We start from the raw sequence: 6,202 nt of genomic DNA on the forward strand, positions 1-6,202 counted from the left end.
AGTTCCTCACCGAGGGGACAAAGGCCGAGAGACACGATAGCGGACGATTCCGGCGGTGGCCAGGGAGCGCGATCAGTCGGCGGCGTCGAGCGTCTGCAGCTGCTTGTCGAGGAACGTGGCCACGTCGGCGATCTCCTGCTCCGAGACGCTGTGGGTGAGGCCCGGGTAGACGCGGCCGCTGAGTTCGGCGTGCGCGGGCAGCCACTGCGTGGTGTGCGCGACGACGAACTCCGGGATGACGTCGTCGTTCGTGCCCCGGCCCCAGAACACCGGCGGGCGCAGCTCGGCGAGCTCGGCATCCCCTGCCACCTCACCGGGCGTGGCGTAGCCCGACAGGTTGACGGCGTACGCGAAGCGCTGCGGCTCGAGGCGCATCGCCTGCAGTGACACTGCACCGCCCTGCGAGAAGCCGAGGAGGCCGATGGATGCCGCACCCGCGGCATGCGCGTCGATCCACGTGATGACCGCCTCGGCGGCGCGGGTCACGTGCGTGGCGTCGCGCCCCTCGAGCCCCTCGATCGGGTACCAGGAGCGGCCGGGCGCCGGCCACGGCGGTGCCAGCGGGGCGGCCAGGCTCGCCACGGCGAACGCGTCGGGGAGGTACTGGCGGAGCGGATAGAGGTCGTGCTCGTCGGCGCCGTAGCCGTGCAGGAGCAGCAGCAGATGCCGTCCGTCGAGGACCGACCGGTCGGTCGACCAGAGCACGGCGTCGGCGTCGAGGACGAGTGCTTCCGACATGCCCCACATCCTGCCATCCGCGGCCGACACCGCGAAGGCGATGCCCGGCGCCGGCGCCGCCGGATCTCGACCGCGCCGATCAGATCTTGATCGGGAACGTCAGCAGGATGCCGACGCCGACGCAGGCCACCACGATCGCCAGGCCCAGCAGGACGCGGCTGATCCACGTCTTGACGTTGCGTTCCGACATCGCCGTCAGGAACAGGACGAGTGCGAACAGCACCGTCAGCAGCGAGTAGTTGTCGCCGCGCTGATTGTTCGTGAGAGCCTCTGTGAACTTCGCGTCAGCGCGCGCGTTCAGCTCGTCCGCCTCCACCTCACCGGGTGGCACGTACTCCTCGCGGATGAAGGGACCGTTCTCCTGCATGCCGTCGGCCTGCCACGCGTCGAAGGCGACCGTGAACCACGGCTGGAAGCGGTCCTGGATGTAGTCGGCGAGCTGGGTGTTGCCCTCGGCCGTCGCGACGACCCATTCGGCGTAGACGGTCAGGTCGAACTGCTGGGCAGAGCGGGCCTGGTCCGCCGCGCCGGCGGCCTGGATGCGGGCGGCCGACGCCTGGCTGAAGGCGATCGACATCTCGCCGCCCCACTTCGACGCCTCGAATCCGCACCAGGCGGTGAGCACCGCGGTCACCGACAACAGGAACACCCCGACGATGTCCTGCACACGGGTCATCCGGCTCTCGGTGCGCTCGTCCGCCATGCCATCCTCCCGGAAACGATGGCCTCAGACTATTGGGGCCTCGGCGTCGGCGGCGAGGACGCGCGGTGGAAACCGGAGGGAACGGGTATACAGGAGGCATGTCCGTACGCACTCCTGACCCCGAACCCGCGGGCGACGAGCCGTTCGGCCCGCCGGCCGGGAACATCTCCAACCCCGCGTGGTTGAGCGACATCGAGCTCGAGGAGGCGCGCCGGCGACTGCCGATGCTCTACGTCGAGGGGGTGCCGGTGCGCACCGACGGGATGGGGCAGGTCACGCAGGTCGGGATCCTGCTGCGCGCGACGCCGGTCGGCGAGATCTCGCGCACCATCGTCTCGGGCCGGGTCCGCTACGGCGAGACCGTCCGCGACGCCCTCTTCCGCCATCTCGAGAACGACCTCGGTCCGATGGCGTTCCCGATGCTCCCCCCGCAGCCGACGCCGTTCACGGTGGCCGAGTACTTCCCGCTGCCGGGTATGAGCGCGTACCACGACGACCGCCAGCACGCCGTGTCGCTCGCGTTCGTCGTGCCGGTCACGGGAACGTGCGAGCCGCGGCAGGACGCGCTCGAGGTCACCTGGCTGACGCCGGAGGAGGCGGCATCCGATGCCCTCTCGGCCGAGATGGAAGGCGGGCGCGGCACCCTCGTGCGGCTGGCGCTCGCGAGCGTGGGCGCGCTGCGCTGAGCAGTCCTCGCCACCGCGGGAAATTCCTCGCCAGCTGTCCGAGCCGCCCCATAGGCTCGCAGGGTGAGTCTCGAATCCCTGCCCTTCCCGTCCGACGCCGCCGGCTGGGCGGCCTTCGTCGACGAGCGCCCCACCGTTCGGATCGCCCGCGTGCACGAGATCGACGGTCGGTTGAAGGCCGAGTCCGCGCTCACGACCGCAGATCGCCTGGAGCTCTGGAACGACGCCGATATCGCCCTGAGTGCGGCCCTCAGCGAGTCGTATGTGCTGAGCGAGGCACACCCTGACCCGGCCGTGCGCGATCGGGCCGAGGAACAGGTGCAGACCGTCGAGTCGCTCTCGGCGGCCCGGCTGCTCGACCGCGAGCTGTGGAGCGCGTTCGCCGATGCCGAGACGACCGATCTCGAGGACGATCAGGCGCGACTGCTCGCCCACCTGCTGCGGGACTTCCGCCGCAGCGGTGTGGAGCTCGACGACGCCGATCGCGAGCGCGCCCGGCAGCTGGCCGACCGCGACACCGAGCTGTCGCTGGCGTTCTCGCGCAACATCCGCGACGGACGTCGCGAGATCACCGTGCCCGTCGAGGGCCTGGCGGGCATGCCTCAGGACTTCATCGACACCCACCCCGCCGACGAGCACGGACGCGTGACGCTCTCGACCGACTACCCCGACCTCATGCCGGTGCGCGACTACGCCCACGACCGCGCGACGCGGGTGGCCCTCGTGAGCGCCTACAACGACCTGGCGTGGCCCGAGAACGACGCGATCCTGGCCGAACTGCTCGATGTCCGCGCCGAGCGGGCCCGGCTGCTCGGCTATCCCGACTGGGCGGACTACGAGACCGAGACCCGCATGATCGGCTCCGGCGCGGCGATCCCCGCGTTCCTGTCGCGGCTCGACGACGCCTCGCAGCCGGCGGCCGAGGCGGAGTACCCACTGCTGCTCGAGCGGCTGCGCCGCGACGTCCCGGACGCGGACGTCGTCTCGATCGCCGACTTCTGGTACCTGCTGGGGGCGATCAAGCGCGAGCAGTACGACGTCGATGCGCAGCTGGTCCGCTCCTACTTCCCGTTCGAGCGGGTGGTCGCGGGTGTGCTCGACGTGATCGGGCGCCTGCTCGATGTCGAGTACGTGCCGGTCGACGCGCCGACGTGGCACGACGACGTCCAGTCGTTCGACGTGATCCGCGGCGGTGAGCGGCTCGGACGCATCCACCTCGACCTGCACCCCCGCGAGGGCAAGTTCAGTCACGCCGCGTGCTTCCCGCTGGCTCCGGGCGTCACGGGCCGGGTCCTTCCCGAGGCTGCGCTCCTGTGCAATTTCTCCCGCGGGCTTCTCGAGCACGACGAGGTGGTGACGTTCTTCCACGAGTTCGGCCACCTGGTGCACGACATCCTCGGCGGGCGCCAGCGCTTCGCGCGCTTCAGCGGAGTGGCGACGGAGTGGGACTTCGTCGAGGCGCCGAGCCAGCTGCTCGAGGAATGGGCATGGGATGCCGGAGTCCTCGCCTCGTTCAGCGGCAACGCCGAGGGCCAGCCCATCCCCGCCGACCTGGTAGCGCGCATGCGCACCGCCGATTCCTTCGGTCGCGCCCTCGAGGTGCGGCGGCAGCTGGGGCACGCGAACGTGTCGTACCACCTGCACGTCGATCGGCCGGCCGATCTGCAGGCCGAGACCGAGCGGCTCTACGCGGCAGCGAGTCCCGTGCAGCCGCTGCCGGGCCTGCACTCCTACGCGGGCTTCGGTCACCTCACCGGCTACGGCGCGTGCTACTACACGTATCAGTGGAGCCTCGTGATCGCGCGCGATCTGCTGAGCGGCTTCGGTGACGGACTGATGGATGCCGCAGCCGCCGGCCGCTACCGCACCGAGGTGCTCGAACGCGGCGGTTCACGGGACGCGCACGACCTCGTGGAGGGGTTCCTGGGCCGCCCGTCGTCGTTCGACGCGTACCGGGAGTGGCTCGCCGGCGCCTGAGGTTCTCGGCGGACGGTGGCGCGATGTAGGGTTCACCTACCCCCTGCGCAGCCACCTGCGACACAACCCCCCGGTGTCGTCGAGGACGGTGCGGCCACCGCTGCTCGCGCGCCCGGCGACATGTTCACCGGCGCCGTCGCGCGGCACGCACGCCTCCGCCGAGAGCACTCGCCGACACAGCAAGCCAGAAGCGGAGACACACCGATGTCCGATCACGCCGTGAGCGCCGGAAATCCGGGCCAGGAAGACCCCACACCCTTCGACAACCTCATCGGCGGCGGCTCGTCCACGACGTCCTTCGGGTCGGGGTTCACGACCACGTTCCGCGGCTACGACAAGGAAGAGGTCGACGCCGCGATCGCCGGACTCGACGCGAGGGTGCGGGCCGCGCAGGACGAGGTCGCTCAGCTGAAGCAGCACCAGCGCCGTGCCGGTGCCGCCGTCGCGCAGAGCCGCGCCAAGGCCGAGCGCCTCGAAGCGGAGTTGCAGGCTGCTACCGAGAAGCGTCAGGCCGAGATCGACGCCGCGATCGCCGCACGCCAGGCCGAGATCGATGCCGCGCTGGTGGCCCGTCAGACCGAGATCGAGCGCCTCGAGGCCGCGCTCGCCGAGGCTGAGGAGAGCCGCCGCACCGAGGTCGCGCGGGTCGCGACCGAGGCATCCGCCGCCCGCGAGGAAGAGGGCGACGTCGTCGCGCGCCTGCGGGGAGAGCTCGAGCTCGCGAACGCCAAGATCGCCGACGCCGAACAGCGCGTGCAGACTCTGAGCGACGAGCTGGTCGGCGCGACCACCGAGTCGCCGAACCGCCAGCAGTTCGAAGAGGTGCTGCGCGTCGCCGAAGACCAGGCGAGCCTGCTCCTCCGCAACGCCACGACGCAGGGCGACCGTCTGCTCGAGGCCGCGCGGGAAGAGATCGCGAGCCGCCGGTCGTCGGCGCACGCGGAGGCCGAGGCGATCATCTCGCAGGCGCAGCACGATGCCCAGCAGGTGCGACTCAAGATCGACACCGAGCTGACCGCGCACGAGGCCCGCGTCGAGCGGGAGGCGGCGCACGCCGCCGAGAAGGTGTCGCAGGCCGAGCGGGAGGCTGCGGCCATCCGCTCCGAGGCCGAGAAGGGTGCGGCCATGCTGCGCTCCGCTATCGCCCGTGAAACGGCGCGCGACCGGTCCGAGGCCGAGGAGGCGGTGCGCGAGCTGCGGCTCCGCGCCCTCGAGTTCGAAGCATCCCTCACCCGCCGGCAGGACGATGCGCACCAGGAGTTCCTCGTGCTGCACAACCAGGCGGTCGCCCACGCCGAGCGCATCACGCAGGACGCCAACGAGCAGGTCGCGGCGTCGCTCGATCATGCGCAGCGCGTGTCGGTGAAGGCCGAGGACTTCGAGCGCCTGATGCGGGCGCAGTCGCAGCAGATCGAGGCCGACGCGCAGCTGCGCGCGCGCGAGCACCTCGAGCGCGCCCACGTGAAGGCCGAGCGCGTCATCGACCTCGTGACGTCGCACTCGCAGGCCGTGCTGCGCGACGCCGAGGACCGCACCCGCCAGCTGCGCTGGCAGCAGCATCAGCTCATGAGCTTCATGGCGGAGGTCAAAGAGCTCATCCGCCCCGAGATGCCGCTCCCGTCCGCCGGCAGCGCGGACGATGAGGCTCCGGTAGCCGACGCCGACACGCAGGGGACGGATGCCGCACCCGGCGAGCCGGTCGAGGCCGAGTCCGTCGAGGAGGCGTCGGTTGAGGTCGAGCGCGACGATGCTCAGCCCGTCGAGACGGAGCGTGGCGACGCCGAGGCTGCCGAGGAGTTCTTCGCGGCAGAGGACGCCGCGGGCGACGACGAGGGAGACGCCGACGGCGAGTTGAGCGAGAACGTCCCCGCCGAGCAGAGCGACGAAGCCTTGCAGCGCGACCACGCCGAGCAGGACGACCACGCCGAGCAGGGCGACCACGCCGAGCAGGACGACCACGCCGAGCAGGGCGACCACGCCGAGCAGGGCGACGGGTCGCGCGAGCACTGACCCCCGGTCGTTGAGCGAAGGGCGCTCTGGCGCCCGAGACGAAACGCCCCGAACCTGGCTGATGCGCCGGGTGCGGGGCGTTTCGTCT

At 71.1% G+C, this 6,202-nt stretch carries 5 protein-coding genes; 3 read left to right on the forward strand and 2 right to left on the reverse strand.

The features are described from left to right. Positions 1–72: 72 nt before the first annotated feature. The gene (locus B2K11_RS07690) at positions 73–738 is read right to left on the reverse strand and encodes an alpha/beta hydrolase-fold protein (RefSeq protein ID WP_163617687.1); all 666 of its coding nucleotides are present in this window, start codon (positions 736–738) and stop codon (positions 73–75) included. Between the two features lie 79 nt (positions 739–817). Next, the gene (locus B2K11_RS07695) at positions 818–1,441 is read right to left on the reverse strand and encodes a hypothetical protein (RefSeq protein ID WP_163617688.1); all 624 of its coding nucleotides are present in this window, start codon (positions 1,439–1,441) and stop codon (positions 818–820) included. Positions 1,442–1,539: 98 nt separating this feature from the next. Here B2K11_RS07695 and B2K11_RS07700 point away from each other — a divergent pair, with 98 nt between their 5' ends. The 3 genes from B2K11_RS07700 (at position 1,540) to B2K11_RS07710 (ending at position 6,114) form a co-directional block, all read left to right on the forward strand. Next, positions 1,540–2,127, forward strand: coding sequence for an NUDIX hydrolase family protein (locus B2K11_RS07700; RefSeq protein WP_163617689.1), 588 nt, complete (start codon positions 1,540–1,542; stop codon positions 2,125–2,127). 63 nt (positions 2,128–2,190) lie between these two features. Next, positions 2,191–4,104, forward strand: coding sequence for a M3 family metallopeptidase (locus B2K11_RS07705; RefSeq protein WP_163617690.1), 1,914 nt, complete (start codon positions 2,191–2,193; stop codon positions 4,102–4,104). Positions 4,105–4,308: 204 nt separating this feature from the next. Then, on the forward strand, positions 4,309–6,114 hold the full coding sequence (locus B2K11_RS07710) for a hypothetical protein (protein WP_239525846.1): 1,806 nt from the start codon (positions 4,309–4,311) through the stop codon (positions 6,112–6,114). Positions 6,115–6,202: the final 88 nt, after the last annotated feature.

Source organism: Microbacterium sp. B35-30 (genome assembly GCF_010634855.1).
Classification (GTDB): domain Bacteria; phylum Actinomycetota; class Actinomycetes; order Actinomycetales; family Microbacteriaceae; genus Microbacterium.